14 protein-coding genes and 1 tRNA gene are annotated in these 13624 nt (G+C 70.5%); 7 read left to right on the top strand and 8 right to left on the bottom strand.

The features are described from left to right. Positions 1–118 precede the first annotated feature (118 nt). The 5 genes from OG792_RS23455 to OG792_RS23435 form a co-directional block, all read right to left on the bottom strand. A complete protein-coding gene (locus OG792_RS23455; protein WP_329102292.1) occupies positions 119–1624 on the bottom strand; it encodes a glycoside hydrolase family 130 protein in 1506 nt (501 codons plus the stop codon). Then, positions 1621–2586 carry a glycosyltransferase gene (locus OG792_RS23450; RefSeq protein WP_329111384.1) on the bottom strand — a complete coding sequence of 322 codons (966 nt, stop codon included), beginning with the start codon at positions 2584–2586 and terminating at the stop codon, positions 1621–1623. The genes OG792_RS23455 and OG792_RS23450 overlap by 4 nt, the downstream gene beginning before the upstream one ends. A 131-nt stretch (positions 2587–2717) precedes the next feature. Next, positions 2718–3863, bottom strand: a complete 1146-nt coding sequence (locus OG792_RS23445; protein ID WP_329102290.1) for a glycosyltransferase — start codon at positions 3861–3863, stop codon at positions 2718–2720. Positions 3864–4100: 237 nt separating this feature from the next. Next, entirely contained in the window at positions 4101–5102 is a 1002-nt protein-coding gene (locus tag OG792_RS23440; protein ID WP_329102288.1) for a glycosyltransferase family 4 protein, read from the bottom strand. Then, positions 5099–5272, bottom strand: coding sequence for a hypothetical protein (locus OG792_RS23435; RefSeq protein ID WP_329102286.1), 174 nt, complete (start codon positions 5270–5272; stop codon positions 5099–5101). The genes OG792_RS23440 and OG792_RS23435 overlap by 4 nt, the downstream gene beginning before the upstream one ends. Positions 5273–5781: 509 nt before the next feature. On the opposite strand from OG792_RS23435, the gene OG792_RS23430 reads away from it, so the two are divergent. From OG792_RS23430 to OG792_RS23420, 3 genes are all read left to right on the top strand, one after another. Continuing rightward, positions 5782–6141, top strand: coding sequence for a LapA family protein (locus OG792_RS23430; protein WP_329102284.1), 360 nt, complete (start codon positions 5782–5784; stop codon positions 6139–6141). Further along, entirely contained in the window at positions 6138–6674 is a 537-nt protein-coding gene (locus tag OG792_RS23425; RefSeq protein WP_329102282.1) for a DUF5994 family protein, read from the top strand. Before OG792_RS23430 ends, OG792_RS23425 begins: the two co-directional genes overlap by 4 nt. 86 nt (positions 6675–6760) lie before the next feature. Then, positions 6761–7576 carry a transglutaminase-like domain-containing protein gene (locus OG792_RS23420; protein ID WP_329102280.1) on the top strand — a complete coding sequence of 272 codons (816 nt, stop codon included), beginning with the start codon at positions 6761–6763 and terminating at the stop codon, positions 7574–7576. Here the strand turns inward: OG792_RS23420 and OG792_RS23415 are convergent. Further along, on the bottom strand, positions 7563–7946 hold the full coding sequence (locus OG792_RS23415) for a hypothetical protein (protein WP_329102278.1): 384 nt from the start codon (positions 7944–7946) through the stop codon (positions 7563–7565). The two genes, OG792_RS23420 and OG792_RS23415, sit on opposite strands and share 14 nt — an antisense overlap. 155 nt (positions 7947–8101) lie before the next feature. Then, positions 8102–8683, bottom strand: coding sequence for a hypothetical protein (locus OG792_RS23410; RefSeq protein WP_329102276.1), 582 nt, complete (start codon positions 8681–8683; stop codon positions 8102–8104). A gap of 607 nt (positions 8684–9290) precedes the next feature. Between OG792_RS23410 and OG792_RS23405 the strand changes: the two genes are divergently transcribed. The 3 genes from OG792_RS23405 to OG792_RS23395 all read left to right on the top strand — a co-directional run bounded on the left by OG792_RS23405 (position 9291) and on the right by OG792_RS23395 (position 12594). After that, entirely contained in the window at positions 9291–10034 is a 744-nt protein-coding gene (locus OG792_RS23405) for a GAF and ANTAR domain-containing protein (RefSeq protein ID WP_329102273.1), read from the top strand. A gap of 37 nt (positions 10035–10071) precedes the next feature. Continuing rightward, positions 10072–10809, top strand: coding sequence for a GAF and ANTAR domain-containing protein (locus OG792_RS23400; RefSeq protein WP_329102271.1), 738 nt, complete (start codon positions 10072–10074; stop codon positions 10807–10809). Between the two features lie 285 nt (positions 10810–11094). Continuing rightward, positions 11095–12594 (top strand): FAD-binding oxidoreductase, encoded by a 1500-nt coding sequence (locus tag OG792_RS23395; protein WP_329102269.1) that lies wholly within the window; start codon positions 11095–11097, stop codon positions 12592–12594. A 221-nt stretch (positions 12595–12815) separates the two neighbouring features. Here OG792_RS23395 and OG792_RS23390 read toward each other — a convergent pair. Beyond that, positions 12816–12889, bottom strand: a tRNA-Leu gene (locus tag OG792_RS23390). 107 nt (positions 12890–12996) lie between these two features. Here OG792_RS23390 and OG792_RS23385 point away from each other — a divergent pair. Further along, complete coding sequence (locus tag OG792_RS23385; protein WP_329102268.1) at positions 12997–13614, top strand: ANTAR domain-containing response regulator; 618 nt, start codon at positions 12997–12999, stop codon at positions 13612–13614. The last annotated feature ends 10 nt before the right edge of the window (positions 13615–13624 follow it).

The following is a 13624-nucleotide window of genomic DNA, read 5'->3' as shown; positions in this document are numbered from 1 at the left end:
CACCCTAGATAGATCGTTGAGTGCTGTCAACGATTTGCCGTCGCTGACTATCGAGTTGACCGCACGTTGCGATCCGCGCCCCCGTCGATCCGGCGCCGTCCGAACCCGGCCGCCCGTCCTACCGGCCTGGCGGCGCCACCATCGCCGCGAGCAGGGCGGTCAGGTCGATGGTGGCGAATCCGACCCGGGCGTCGCCCGCGCCGTACGGCAACCACAGCGTCCCGGCGTGCAGCAGGCCGCCGCACGAGTAGACGACGTTGGGCACGTAGCCGTCGCGTTCGGTGTCGTCCGGCCGGAGTAACGCACCCGGCAACTCGGCGATCACCCGCTCGGGCCGGGCCAGGTCGAGCAGCATCGCCCCGATGGCGTACTGGCGCATCGGGCCGACCCCGTGGGTGAGCACGAGCCAACCGGCGTCGGTCTCGATCGGCGAGCCGCAGTTGCCGACCTGGATCAGCTCCCAGCCCCGGCGGGGGCCGTGCAACGGCACCGGGGACTGCCAGCGGTTCTCGGCGTCGAGCGTCGACAGGCCGATGGTCTCGCCGTCGGACCGGCACAGCGCGAGCCGGCGACCGCCGACCGGACGAGGGAACAGCGCGATGCCCTTGTTGCGGGCGGCCGGTCCACGCATCGGGGTCACCTCGAAGTGCCGAAGATCCTCGCTGCCGAGCATCCGCGCGGCGATGCTCCGACCGTCGTACGCGGTGTAGGTGGCCCGGTACGCCACCGCCCCGTCGTCGTCGACCCACCGGACGAACCGGGCATCCTCCATCCCGTTGCACTCGGCCGGCGTCGCCGGCCAGAGCACCCGCCGGTGCAACGGCACGTCGGCGGGGAAGGTCATCGCGTAACTCGCGGTGATCGTCCGCCGGAGCTGTTCGAGGGTACGGTGCGCGGTGGCGCGGGTGAGCAGGTCGGTGGGCAGCCCACCCAGGGCCCGTTCGAAGGCGTCGTCGTCGAAGCGTTCGCCCAGGCAGCCCAGCACGGTGGCGGAGACCTCGTTGTCCCAGTCCTCCTCGGCCAGCCCGGCGGCCAGCAGGTCGCGCCGATGCAGTGCGCTGGTACGCCGCCCGGTGACCAACGGCCCGGTCCGGTCGGCGACCCGCAGCCGCGATTCCGGCCCGAGTACGGCGGTGGCGAACCCGATCGAGGACAGGTGCCCCTCCCCGATCTGCCGCAGGCTGATCGCGACACGCAGCTCACCCGGGTCGAGGCCGCCCTGGTCCGGGTGCGCGACCAGGGACGGGTTGCACAGGGCGGCCGCCTCCACCGCGTACTCGTGGGAGAAGTAGGCGCCGACCAGCAGGCGGGCCTCGGGTGACAGCTCGCTGGTCCGGGCCACCCGGTGGTGGACCAGGTCGTAGTGGTGCCGGAAGGTGGCTTCGAGATCGTGGTGCCGGTCGCCGAAGCGGAGCAGGGTCTGCCGCAGCAGGATGCCCGTCTCCTCGTCGCCGAGGCCGGCGATCCGTTCGATCAGGGCGTGCGCCCGGGTTCGGGCGAGGATGGCGTCCTCGCCCGGCACGAAAAGCTTCACGATGACCCGTCGCGGGTCGGGGTCCAGCGTCCCGCCGACCCGGGTGGCCGGGTCCGGCCGGAAACCGGTGGGGGAGATCTCCTCGGTCATAGCCGTGCTCGGCCGTGTTGCAGGGTGGAGATGAGCGCGAGGGTCGACTCGGCGCCCTGGTTGAGGTTGGGTCCGTGCGGGGTCAGGCCGTCGTACCCGCCGCCGGTCGCCGGATCCCACATCGCGGTGCCGACGTCGTTCTCGCCGAGGAACCAGGCGACCGCCTGCCGGACACCGATCTCCCAGCCGTGGTCACCGGTGGCCGAGGCGGCGGTGGCGCAGGCGTCGGCGAGCGCGGCCACCTCGATCGCCTGCTGGTCGTGCCGCAGCCGGGGGCCGTGCCGCCGCCAGCCGTCGACCGGGATGACCGACAGCCTGCCCTGCCGCAGTTGCACCTCGCGCAGCCAGGTCAGCATCCGCAGTCCGGTGGCGAGCAGGTCACCGTTGCCGCGCAGCTCACCGGCGGCGATGACGACCTCGGCGAGGGCGGCGTTGGCGTACGTCAACCGAGGGCGTGGCCACGGCCAGTCCCGGCTGTCCTCCGGGGTGCCGACGGCGATGGCGGCGTCGTCGAGCAGGACGGCCGCGGCCCGGTGGTCCGGGTGGCCGCGCAGCACCTCGGCGGCGCCGAGACCGGCGAAGGCCATGGCGTGCGGGTCCGGGGAGCGCTGGGCGGTGCCGATGGTGAAGGCGACCAGCGCCTCCTCCCGGATCCACGGTGCCGTACTGCGGGTCGCGGCGGTGCCCAGGCCCCACAGCGCCCGCCCCCACCAGTCGCCGACGCCGGGGTCGTCGGTCCACCGCCGGTCGTGGCCGAGCCGGTTGTGGAACGCGCCGTCACCGTCCTGGGCGTGGGTCAGGAACGCCAGGTAGCACTCCGCGAGCCGGAGCACGGGGGCGGTGGGATCGGGTTCGCGGCTGGTGACCACGAGTCCGCGCGCCACGTCGTCGGTGCAGTAACCGTGCTCGCGGCGGGGGATCGCGTGCCGGGCGTGTTCGAACAGGCCGGTGTCGTCGCTCATCCGGGCCAGGTGGGCGAAGCTGGGCGCCGGTACGCCGCCGGTGCGGGCGAGCGCGGTGACCTTCCGGTCGGCGGCGTGACCGTTGCCGCCGCCGGTGACGCGTGCGCCACTGCCGATGACCCGTACGCCGGTCACGCCGGCACCGCCGGCGCGGCCATGACCGGCGGGTTGGCCGTTCGCAGCCGTTCGGCGAGCGCGGCGTAGCGGGCGGCCACCGCCGGCCAGAGCAGGGTTGGTGCCAGCGGACCGGTACGGCCGGCGAGGCTGCCGGACAGGCCGGGTTCGGTCAGGATCCGCCGGATGGCGGTGCCCATGGCGGCCGGATCCCGGTGCGGTACGAGCAGGCCGGGACCGTCGGTGAGCAGTTCCACCGCGTGCGGGAAGGGCGTGGCGACCACGGGAACCCCGGCGGCCACCGCTTCGATCAGGACCCCGGAGGTGACCTGTTCGCGCGAGTCGTACGGCAGCACGACGACGTCGGCGGAGCGGATCAGCCGGCTCAGTGCCGCCTCGTCGCGGTAGACCGGCTGGTAGCGGACGGCGTCGGCGATGCCCAGCAGCGAGCCCAGGCTTTGCAGGCTCGTCCGGTACTGCTCCCCGTGCTGTTCGAGCACCTTGGGATGGGTCTTGCCGGCCACCGTGTAGACCGGCGACGGCGTGAGGTCACGCAACCGGGCGACGGCCCGCAACGCCCACTCGATGCCCTTGCCCGGACCGATCAGTCCCCAGGTGAGCAGGTGCGGACGCGCACCGGAGGTGGCGGGTACGCCGGTGTGGTCGCCGGCACCGTGCGGGATGACGGTGACCTTCGCGGGGTCGACCGCGTACCCGACGAGCAGCCGGTCCCGAGCGGTCTCGGTCATGGTGACCACCGCGCCGGCCGCCGCCACGACCGCCTCCAACGTGCTCCGCTGCCCGGCGGTGGGCTGGGCCAGCACGGTGTGCAGGACCACGATGGCGGGCCGGTCGAGTGCCCGCAGCAGCGGCAGCACCTGGGCGCCGTCGGGTCCGGGGTAGATGCCGTACTCGTGTTGCACGATGGCGACGTCGAACGCGTCGAGCGCCTCGGCCGCGTCCCGCCACCCGTCGGCGTGCAGCGGGGACCAGGTGTGTACGACACCGGGCCCGGCGCGTTCGTCCTCGCCGGCGGCCACCACCCGGACGATTCCGCCGGGTCGGCCACCGGCGGTGAGCTGGGCGGACAGGGCCGAGTTGAAGGTGGCCAGTCCGCACTGGGTCGGTGGGTGGGTGCTGAGAAAACCGTAACTGGCGGCCATGTGTGGCGCCTTCCGGTCATCGGCTGGCGCCGCGTGAACGGCGTCGGCCTCACGCGATAACGGCGCTCACCCGACCAGCGTGTGTGGCGGGCGGAACGGATGCACGACGAGCGCCGCCTCGGGCGGAACCGCGTCTGCCGGGCACCTGGCCGGACTCTGTGGCGAGTTCCCGGCGGTTTGACCTTATCAGCACTGTCTGTAACTGGATTAGGACGCTGTTACGAGGTCAGGGCGCTGTCACGGGACCAGGGCGCGGTAGACCTCCAGGTAGTCCTGCACCATCCGGTCCACCCCGAAACGCTGCCGGGCCCGGTCGCGGCAGCCGGCCCGGTCGATGGCGCCGATCCGCTCGACGGCCGCGACGGCCTGGTCCACGGTCTGCACCAGATAACCCGTCACCCCCTCGTCGACCACCTCCGGCATCGACCCGCGCCGGTATGCCACCACCGGCGTCCCGCACGCCATCGCCTCCACCACCGACAGCCCGAAGGGCTCGGCGAAGGCGATCGGGTGCAGCAGGGCGGCGGCCCCGCCGAGGATCTCGCCGCGCTGTTCGGGGCCGACCGAGCCGAGGAAGGTGACCAGTTCGCCGTCGATGTGCGGGGCGACCTGTTCGGCGTGGTAACGCTCGTCCTGGACGATGCCGCAGATGGTCAGCGGTCGGCCGGCCAGCCGCGCTATCTCGATCGCGGTGTGGATGCCCTTGTCCGGATGGATTCGGCCGAAGGCGACCAGTCCGGGGCCGCCGTCGCGGCCGAACGGAAACCCGTCGAGGTCGATCCCGTGCGGCACGGTGGCGACGTAGTCGAGACCGGGGACCCGGTCGGCGTCGGAGATGGAGACGTACGCCGACTTCGCCCTCTCGTACGCGGGTTGGATGCCGGCACCGGAGAAACCGTGGATGGTGGTGAGCAGCGGGGCGCGGCAGTGCTCGGCGAAGGCCAGCGGCAGCCAGTCCAGGTGGTTGTGGACCAGGTCGAACTCACCCGACCGGGCCAGCGCGTGGGCGACGTGCATCGCCTCCCACACCCGCCCGTCCAGGTCCGGGTCGTCGGCGTACCCGCGCGGGCAGACCCCGTCGAGGGTGGCCGAGGTGACCGAGTCGAGCGTGGCGAACAGCGTCACGTCGACGCCACGGGCCACCAGCCCCTCGGCGAGCAGGCCGGTCACCCGTTCCCACGGCCCGTAGTGATGTGGTGGCGTACGCCATGCCACCGGCCCCAGCAGGGCCACCCTCACCTGGTCGGCTGGTCGGCGAACTCGGCCGGGTCGAGGTTGAGCGTCGCCAGCAGGCCGGAGTTGCGTACGGTGTCGATCCGGTCGGGCATCTCCTTGTCGACCCACTCGGCCCGGTGGTGCTGGCCGCGGCGGCGCAACGCGTCGAGGATCTTATCCTTGTCGATTTCCATGTCCTGCTCTCTTCGTACGCCTTGTCGGTCGAGAACTGTCGATCGTGCTCCGGCTCGCGGACGGTCGGTCGTCGATCGCTGCCCGCCGGAGCGGGGCTCCGGGTCGCCGTCGCCACATCCCCGCCGCCGTCGCGGCCGTCGAGCGCGGCGACCACGGTTGATCGAAAGAGAGCTTGCCGTACCGGTGGTCGGCTGGATCGCCGCCCCGCCCGCGCTGGTCCTCATACTTCCGGTTGTCCGGGTCGCGGATCGCCGTCGGACCGGCCCGGTGGCCGGATCCCCGCGGCGGCAATGCCCACTCTACTCCGAGGGGCGCGCCCGTTTCCCGCACGCGGTGCCCCTTGCCGAGCGCGGACGGGGTGCGCCGGCACGATCGCGGCGAGCGGGCAAATCCGACATCCGGCCACACCGGTCGCGTGCAGGGCGGAGTAGGGTTCGGGTGTTGCCCTGGACCTCGGCGCCTCGGGTTTCGCGGACTCCGCACACCGCCGCCGAAACGAAGGTCCCCCATGACTCGCATTGTCAGTCCGGCGCGGTCGGCCGACGGCCGACCCGTTCCCCCGATCAACGGCCTGCCCCGTCCGGTGCCCCGTACCGGCACGCTGGCGCCCTGGATCGCCTGCGCTGTCGCCGCCTTCGTCCTGCTCATGCTGATCTTCGTGTTGCAGAACGGCCAGTCGTCGGAGGTGCGCTTCCTGGGCCTGCGCGGGCAGTTGCCGATGGGCGTGGCGATGCTGCTGGCCGCCGTGGCCGGGGTGCTGCTGGTCTCCGTACCGGCCGTCGCCCGCCTGGTCCGGGCGCGGATGCTGGCCGGACGGGTGGCCCCGCAGACCACGATTTCGGCCGAGCAGACCGGCCCGGCCGCATGACCACCGTCGCGGACCGCAGGATCTGGACCTGCACCGACGAACCGCCACCGGCCCGGATCCGGCTCAGCACGCCCCGGTCCAGCCGGGCGATGCTCGACGGGAGCTGGTGGCCCGGCTCCCGCGACCCGGTACGGGAACTCACCGGCCTGGTCCTCGCGCTGACCGCCGAGCGGATCGGCCCGATCGAACGGGTCATGTTGCAGCCGTCCGCCTGGGACCGGCACCCGCGACGGATCGGGATCGGCGACCGGGTGCTGCGGGTCGGCTGGTTCGCCACGCTCGACGCCGACCTGGTCATCCTCACCGGGTCGGGTGACCTCCGGATCGACCTGGCGGTGGTGCCGGCACAGACCGCGTTCGCGGTCGCCACGGCGGCCATGCAGGCCGCCTCCGTTCCCGGCGGCGGCAGCCGACCGCCGGGGCCACGAGAGCCCGGTACGCCGTCGTCGTCCCGAGCGGACGACGGCGGGAACGGCCATAATCGATCCCGGCGACGCGACGCCACACCGGACCCGACGCCGACCCTGACCTAGCGGCCGAACCGGCGGGTGGGGGTTCGTGACCTCGGTGCGACGTACCGGACGGCGCCACGGCAGACGAGGGACGGGACGTACCAACGGTGGACCACGCGCAGAGCCAGGTCGGATGCACCCTGACGCTCGACGTCACCGCACCGGCCGGGGTGGTGCTCCAGATCGCACCCGCCCGCCCGTCCGCCGGTGACCTCGACGAGCGCCTCGACATCGTCGGCGACACCGGCCCGGTGCACGCCACCGAACTCGCCGGACCGGTCGGCGGTCGTTCGCACCTGTTCCGGGTCGGGCCGGGCAAACTGACCGTCGAGTACCGGGCGACCCTCACCACGGGGGCCGGCAGCACCGGGCGGGTCGGCGACGCGGAGCGGGTGGAGGCGTTGCGGCCGAGCCGCTACTGCCCCTCCGACCGGCTCGCCGGCTTCGCCCAGAGCCACTTCGGCGACCTGCCCAGCGCCGGCCAGCGGGTACGGGCGATCAACGACTACGTCTGGCGGCACATCGCGTACGTCTCCGGGGCCAGCGGTCCGACCACCGACGCGCTCGACACGCTGCTCGGCGGTCAGGGCGTCTGCCGCGACTTCGCGCACCTGGTCGCCGCGCTGTGCCGGGCGGTCGACGTACCGGCGCGGATCGCCGCCGTCTACGCCCCCGGCCTGTCCCCGATGGACTTCCACGCCGTGGTGGAGACCGACATCGACGGCCGCTGGCAGGTCTGGGACGCCACCCGGCTGGCCCCGCGACAGAGCCTGGTACGCATCACCACCGGCCGGGACGCCGCCGACATCGCGTTCTGCACGGTGATCGACGGACGGCTCGACCTGGACACCCTGGAGATCAGGGCGGTGTCCGGCGGTGACCTGGCGCTGGACGACCACGAACGGTTGGTCACCCTGGCCTGACCCCGGTCGTCGCGCTGGCCGGGTCGGCGCTCCCGGTGGACGGCACGGCCGCAGGGAGTCGCGCCGGCGGGCGGCGCAGGTAGCGGACCAGCTCGACGACGATCGTGATGGTCAGGGCGATGCCGAGCCCGAGCAGCAGACCCTTCACCGGGTCGTGTTCGAACGCCACCCCGCCGAGGTAGCCGACCAGGGCGGAATAGACCGCCCAGGACCCGGCCGCGAGCGCGTCGAACAGGGCGAAGGCGCCGACGATCGCACCGGGGAAAGCCGACCGTCCGCCGCCTACGCTGGGGCGATGACGTACCACCGCCGGGCACTCGCCGACCTGCGCGCTCGGTACGCGGCCCGCCGGGCGCCCGGAGGCCAGCACCGGCTGCTCCCGTACGCGTTGGGGGTCACGGTTTTTGTCTGCTCGCGGATGTCCGCCAGCGGTGAGATGGGCGTCCCCTACCCCGATCGAGCGCCGAGTGGGGGACGGCCACGTCGACGTTCCCGGCGTCTACTGTCGGGCGGCGAGGCGCCGGGTTACCGAGATGATGACGGCGGTTGCCGTTCGGCGGCTCTCGCCAGTCCCACCAGGTCCATCGTGATCTGTCCGGACCTCCACCAGGCGGCCACCGGTACGGCGGAGACGAACGCCGCCGAGGGCATCGCGGCGATGCCGAGTTCGGTGAGTATGGCGATCGTGTACATGCCGGTGGCGGTCCCGAGCAGGATCAGTGAGCCGAGTCGCATTGCCATGCCCGTGGACAGTTGTCCTCGCCAGGTGATGCCGACCAGGCCGAGAATGCCGACCGGGACGAGGCTGGCCTTCCAGATCGTCTGGGTCAGCACGGGCATCACGTCGGTGATCGGTGCCATGCGTGCGGCAAAGGTGAGCATGGCGATTCCGCACGCCGTGGCCGCGAGCATGAACGTCACCTCGAATGGACGCCAACTCGTCGCGACCATCGAGATCACCCGGCGGTCCCAGTCGTAGTCCGATCGGGGATGAGCGGCGATATTGGTCGCACCGGATGATTCGGGGTTGTCGTGCGGCGCTGATGGTCGGTGTCCGGACAGCGGTACCGGGTCGAGACCGTTCCCGAAGACTGAATCGTCGTTCATTTTTTGTCCCTCTGCCGGCACCGCCCGTTGCCGGTGAAGGCGCTCGATGGTGCGGAGCGGGGTGGACGCGACCCGGCGGCGGCCGAACGGGTGCGGTCTGGTTGCCGGTGCCGTCCCGTCTCACGCGCGCGCTTCGGCGGAATGCCCTACTGATGAACAAGTGACGGGTCGACGCCGCGATCGCGCGGACACACCCGGGGCGGCGGCCACTACGTTTTACGCGGGTGATGAGAGGTTCCGGTCGGTCCGCGCTCGGTGCGAACCGGTACGGGCGTAACGGTGTGGTGATCGCTATCGCGATTTGGGAAAGGTCACGAGTCCCCACCTTCGGACGTAAAACTCCATTGCCGAGGTCTGGGGCAACGTCCAATAATGGACGCGACCACGGTATCCCGGCGCCCAGTTTGCTGTCAAGAGGCACCGACGAATCGCGACTGGAACGGGCCACGCCAGGCTCCGGGAGGTATTGTCCCTGCTGGAATGATCCCGCTGATGTCGTTACCGGCCGGCGGCACCTCTGAATATCCCCGGAAGGTGCGCAAATGCCGATGTCTTCCCGGGAGCACCCTCGTTCGGCCGGCGGAGCCGTGGGCGGTGTGGGGGCGGCATGGCGGTGACCGGATCCGCAGACCGCTGGGTCCGGGCGTTGGGGTTGATCGCCGAGCAACCCTGGCCGGACGACGGAACCTCCGGCATCACCCAGACGCTCACCCGGATCTGTCGTGCCGCCGTGTACGCGCTGTCCGTGTCCGGTGTGGGGATCAGCGTGCTGACCGAGGACGGGGTACAGAGCTACGCCGTCGCGTCCGACGAACCCGCATACCTGCTCGCGGAACTGCAATTCACGCTCGGGGAGGGGCCCGGTGTCGATGCCTTCGACACCCGTCGCCCGGTCCTGGTCACGGATCTCGCCGGCACGGGTGCCAGGGGTCGGTGGCCCATCTTCGCCGCCGCGATGGCCGAGGGCCGCATCCATGCCGTATTTGCATTCCCGCTCCAGGTCGGTGCGGCTCGTCTCGGTGTCATGGTCCTCTTCCGCGAGCAGACCGGTCCGATCAACCCGGACATACTGGACCAGGCGCTTACCTTTGCCGAGATTGTCATGATGACGGTGCTCGACGGTCAGGAAAACTCCGGGCGAGAGGCTCTGGCGCTCGGATTCGACGAGACACCCGGTTACCGGGCGGAGGTGGCGCAGGCACAGGGCATGATCATGGTGCAGCTCGGAGTCAGCATCGGCGAGGCGCTGATCCACCTACGCGCCCACGCCTATGCCGAGGCGCGCCCACTGCACCAGGTCGCACGCGACATCGTCGACCGCAAGCTGCGATTCGACGGAACCGGACCATGAACGACGGCACCTCACTATGGACAGGCATGGAGTTGTCATGACCGCAGTCTCACCGCAACGACTCGCGAAGGTGTTCGTCGAGGTCTCGGACACCCTGGTGGACGAGTTCGACCTCATCGAATTCCTCCACATGCTGACGCTGCGGGCCGCCGAACTCGCCGCTGCCAGCGTCGTGGGTCTGGTCCTGGCCAACCAGCACGGACAGCTCCAGTTCATGGCCGGCTCCCGGGAGGAGGCCCGACTCCTGGAGCTGTTCCAGCTACAGAACGACGAGGGACCCTGCCTCGACGCGTTCCGGACCGGAGGCACGGTCGTCGACACGGACCTGAGCGCCGCCGTCGGGCGATGGCCACATTTCGCACCGCACGCCGTCGCCGCCGGATTCCGCTACGTGTACGCCTTCCCGCTCCGCCTGCGCGCCCAGGTGATCGGAGCACTCAACGTGTTCGGCGTCGACGACGGCAGGCTTCTCGGCGACGACGACATCCCGATCGTGCAGGCGCTGGCGGATCTGGCGTCCATCGCCATTCTCCAGGAACGTTCGATCAGCCGGGGTGAGGAACTCACCGTCCAACTCCAGAGTGCCCTCAACAGCCGGATCGTCATCGAGCAGGCAAAGGGCGCGATCGCGCAGAACAGTGGTGTCAGCGTGGACGAGGCGTTCACCCTCATCCGCGGTTACGCCCGGTCCAACAACCAGCGGCTGGTGGACGTGGCCCACGCCATCGTCACGGATCTTGCCAGCATCCCCGATTTCGCTCGACCGATCCGGTAGCACGGCCCGGCGCGCCGGTGGTCGTGGCCGGTTCGCGGCGATCTCGGTGCCGACCTGTTCGCCCTGGCCGCCCTGCGTATCGCGCGCAACCTAGCAGGCTCCCCGGTGGCAACGTCCGGTCTGCCGCACGAAAGTCAGGTCGACGTCACCCGACCGGGTTCCGAGACAGGATCTCGGATCTCCGAAGAAGTCTCCCGTATTAGCGTGGGTTCGCGCCCCAGAGGGAGGTCGGAAGTTCTCCTCTTAGTCGAATGGTGGCGTCACCCGATCGAGAGGATACGGATCATGCATGACCTTTCTCGTCGCGACCTGCTCCGGGCGACCGCGGCCGTCGGCGCCGGTGCGGTCGTCTTCCCGGGCATTGTCGCCGGAGGCACCCCGGCTGTCGCGGACGACGGCCCGGGTTGGTCCCCCGGTACGGGGAGCCCGCCGGCCACGCTGACCGGCCGCATCGTCCGTCCCCGCGATCCCGGCTACGCGAATGCGAGTCTCGGCTGGGACGAGCTTTTCGTTCGCTATCCGCTGGTCATCGTCTTCGCCCAGGAAACCCAGGACGTGGTCAACGCCCTCACCTGGGCGCGGCAGAACAACGTCGCGCTGCGGGTGCGCAGTGGCCGCCACAGCCTCGAAGGCTGGTCGAACGTGGACAACGGCATAGTGATCGACGTCAGCGAGCTGAAGTCGACCCGGATCGACGCCGCCACCCGTACCGCGACGGTCGGTGCCGGGCTCAGTCAATTGGAGGCGGTGACCGCGCTCGGGGAGCAGGACTTTGCGGTGACGACCGGAACGGAGGGAACCGTCGGTCTTTCCGGTGCGACCCTCGGCGGCGGTTTCGGTTTCCTCACCCGCTACCTCGGCATGGCCTGCGACAGCCTGATAGGGGCGGAGATTGTCGTCGCGTCGGGTGCCGACGGCGCGAAGGCGATCGAGGTGGACCTGAAGAATCACCGGGACCTGCTCTGGGCGCTTCGCGGGGCCGGAAACGGCAACTTCGGGATCGTCACCTCACTCACCTACCGGGTAACCCCGCTGCGGCAGGTCGCGTACCTGCAAGCGACCTGGCAGGGGCTGGACGATCTGCACGGTGTCTTCGACACCTGGCAGCGCAGCGCACCGTTCGCCGACAACCGCCTCGGAACCCAGCTTGAGATCCACAAATCCCAGATCCTGCTGTTCGGGGTGCTCGCCGACGGTTCGGAGGCAACGGCGAGGGAACTGCTGGAACCGATCCTCTCCATCGGCAACCCCGAGGTCACCGTGCAGACCGGGGGCTGGGGCGACACCTATGCCGGATTCCAGATACCGACCGAGGACGAGCCGGCGAACTGGAAGTTCTTCTCGCAGTTCAGCACCGAGCCGTTCCCGGAGGAGGCGATCGACGTGATCCGCGCGTTCATGGCGGACGCCCCGTCGGAGGACAGCAACTTCTTCACCCAGGCATTCGGCACCGGGGCGCAGACGAGGGAACCCCGCGGCGGCTCGGCGTTCCCGCATCGCGACGCACTGTTCTATTCCGAGCCCGGTGCCGGCTGGGGCACCAGGGGCGAGCCGGACAGCGGCGACGCCGTCACCCCGATCGCCCAGGCCTGGATCGCCGAGTTCAGCCAGGCACTGCGGCCGTACGTGGACGGCGCCTACGTGAATGTGCCGAACATCGGAATGGCGGAATGGGAGACCGCCTACTGGGGACGCAACTTCGACCGGCTGCGCGAGATCAAGGCGAAGTACGACCCGCACAACGTCTTCCAGTACGAGCAGAGCATCCCACCCGCGTCACGCTGACCCGAGCTGCCGCCCGGCGTGCCGATGGAGCCTCGGTCGCGTCCACCGGGTGGGAGTGATGCAGTCGGATACCGGACAGAACTACAAGCTTTACTCGAAAAGGTGCGACTCGATGGACGAGCCGCACCTTTTCCTGGCACCTGCCGCGCTACCCGAGCTTGAGTCGGGCCTACACGCTTGGTCATCGGTCGACCGCGTTGCGTGTTGACGGCTCTTTGACGTGCCCCCGGTGGGATTCGAACCCACACTGTCGGAGGTTTGAGCTCCGTTTCTCTACCGGTTGGAATACGGGGACGTTGCCACGGACCTGACGAGTAGGCCGGGTCTAGGGTACCCACTACGCTGATGTCGGCGACACCCGGCCGGGCGGGTGTCGGACAACAGCGCTGGGGGTAGAGGTTCGTGGCCGACACGCAGGCGGGTATCGAGCGTAGGCGGGTGCTGATCGCCGAGGATGAGGCGCTCATCCGGCTGGATCTCGCCGAGATGCTGGTCGAAGAGGGTTACGACGTGGTGGGGGAGGCGGGCGACGGGGAGACCGCGGTGCGCCTGGCCGAGGAACTCAAACCCGACCTCGTCATCCTCGACATCAAGATGCCGATCATGGACGGACTGGCCGCCGCCGAGCGGATCGCCGCCGGCCGGATCGCCCCGGTGGTCATCCTGACCGCGTTCAGCCAGCGTGACCTGGTCGAGCGGGCGCGGGCGGCCGGCGCGATGGCGTACCTGGTCAAGCCGTTCCAGAAGAGCGACCTGGTGCCGGCGATCGAGATCGCGCTGTCGCGTTACTCGGAGATTGCCGCGCTGGAGTCCGAGGTGGCCGGACTGACCGATCGCCTGGAGATCCGCAAGACGGTGGAGCGGGCCAAGGGCGCGCTGATGACCACGTACGGCATGACCGAGCCGCAGGCGTTCAAGTGGATCCAGCGCACCGCGATGGACCACCGGATGACCATGCGCGAGGTCGCCGAGCGGATCCTGGCCGAGGGTACGGGCACCGAGCCGGCCGAGGCCGGCTGAGCCGTCCACC

It is taken from the genome of Micromonospora sp. NBC_01699 (assembly GCF_036250065.1).
Classification (GTDB): Bacteria; Actinomycetota; Actinomycetes; order Mycobacteriales; family Micromonosporaceae; genus Micromonospora_G.
Note: the sequence above shows the minus strand (reverse complement) of the source record. Positions and strands in the feature narration are given on the sequence as shown.

Coding starts and splice junctions, on each gene's coding strand:
- OG792_RS23455 (WP_329102292.1), bottom strand. CDS start 1,624: ATGACCGAGGAGATCTCCCCCACCGGTTTCCGGCCGGACCCGGCCACC.
- OG792_RS23450 (WP_329111384.1), bottom strand. CDS start 2,586: ATGAGCGACGACACCGGCCTGTTCGAACACGCCCGGCACGCGATCCCC.
- OG792_RS23445 (WP_329102290.1), bottom strand. CDS start 3,863: ATGGCCGCCAGTTACGGTTTTCTCAGCACCCACCCACCGACCCAGTGC.
- OG792_RS23435 (WP_329102286.1), bottom strand. CDS start 5,272: ATGGAAATCGACAAGGATAAGATCCTCGACGCGTTGCGCCGCCGCGGC.
- OG792_RS23430 (WP_329102284.1), top strand. CDS start 5,782: ATGACTCGCATTGTCAGTCCGGCGCGGTCGGCCGACGGCCGACCCGTT.
- OG792_RS23425 (WP_329102282.1), top strand. CDS start 6,138: ATGACCACCGTCGCGGACCGCAGGATCTGGACCTGCACCGACGAACCG.
- OG792_RS23410 (WP_329102276.1), bottom strand. CDS start 8,683: ATGAACGACGATTCAGTCTTCGGGAACGGTCTCGACCCGGTACCGCTG.
- OG792_RS23405 (WP_329102273.1), top strand. CDS start 9,291: ATGGCGGTGACCGGATCCGCAGACCGCTGGGTCCGGGCGTTGGGGTTG.
- OG792_RS23400 (WP_329102271.1), top strand. CDS start 10,072: ATGACCGCAGTCTCACCGCAACGACTCGCGAAGGTGTTCGTCGAGGTC.
- OG792_RS23395 (WP_329102269.1), top strand. CDS start 11,095: ATGCATGACCTTTCTCGTCGCGACCTGCTCCGGGCGACCGCGGCCGTC.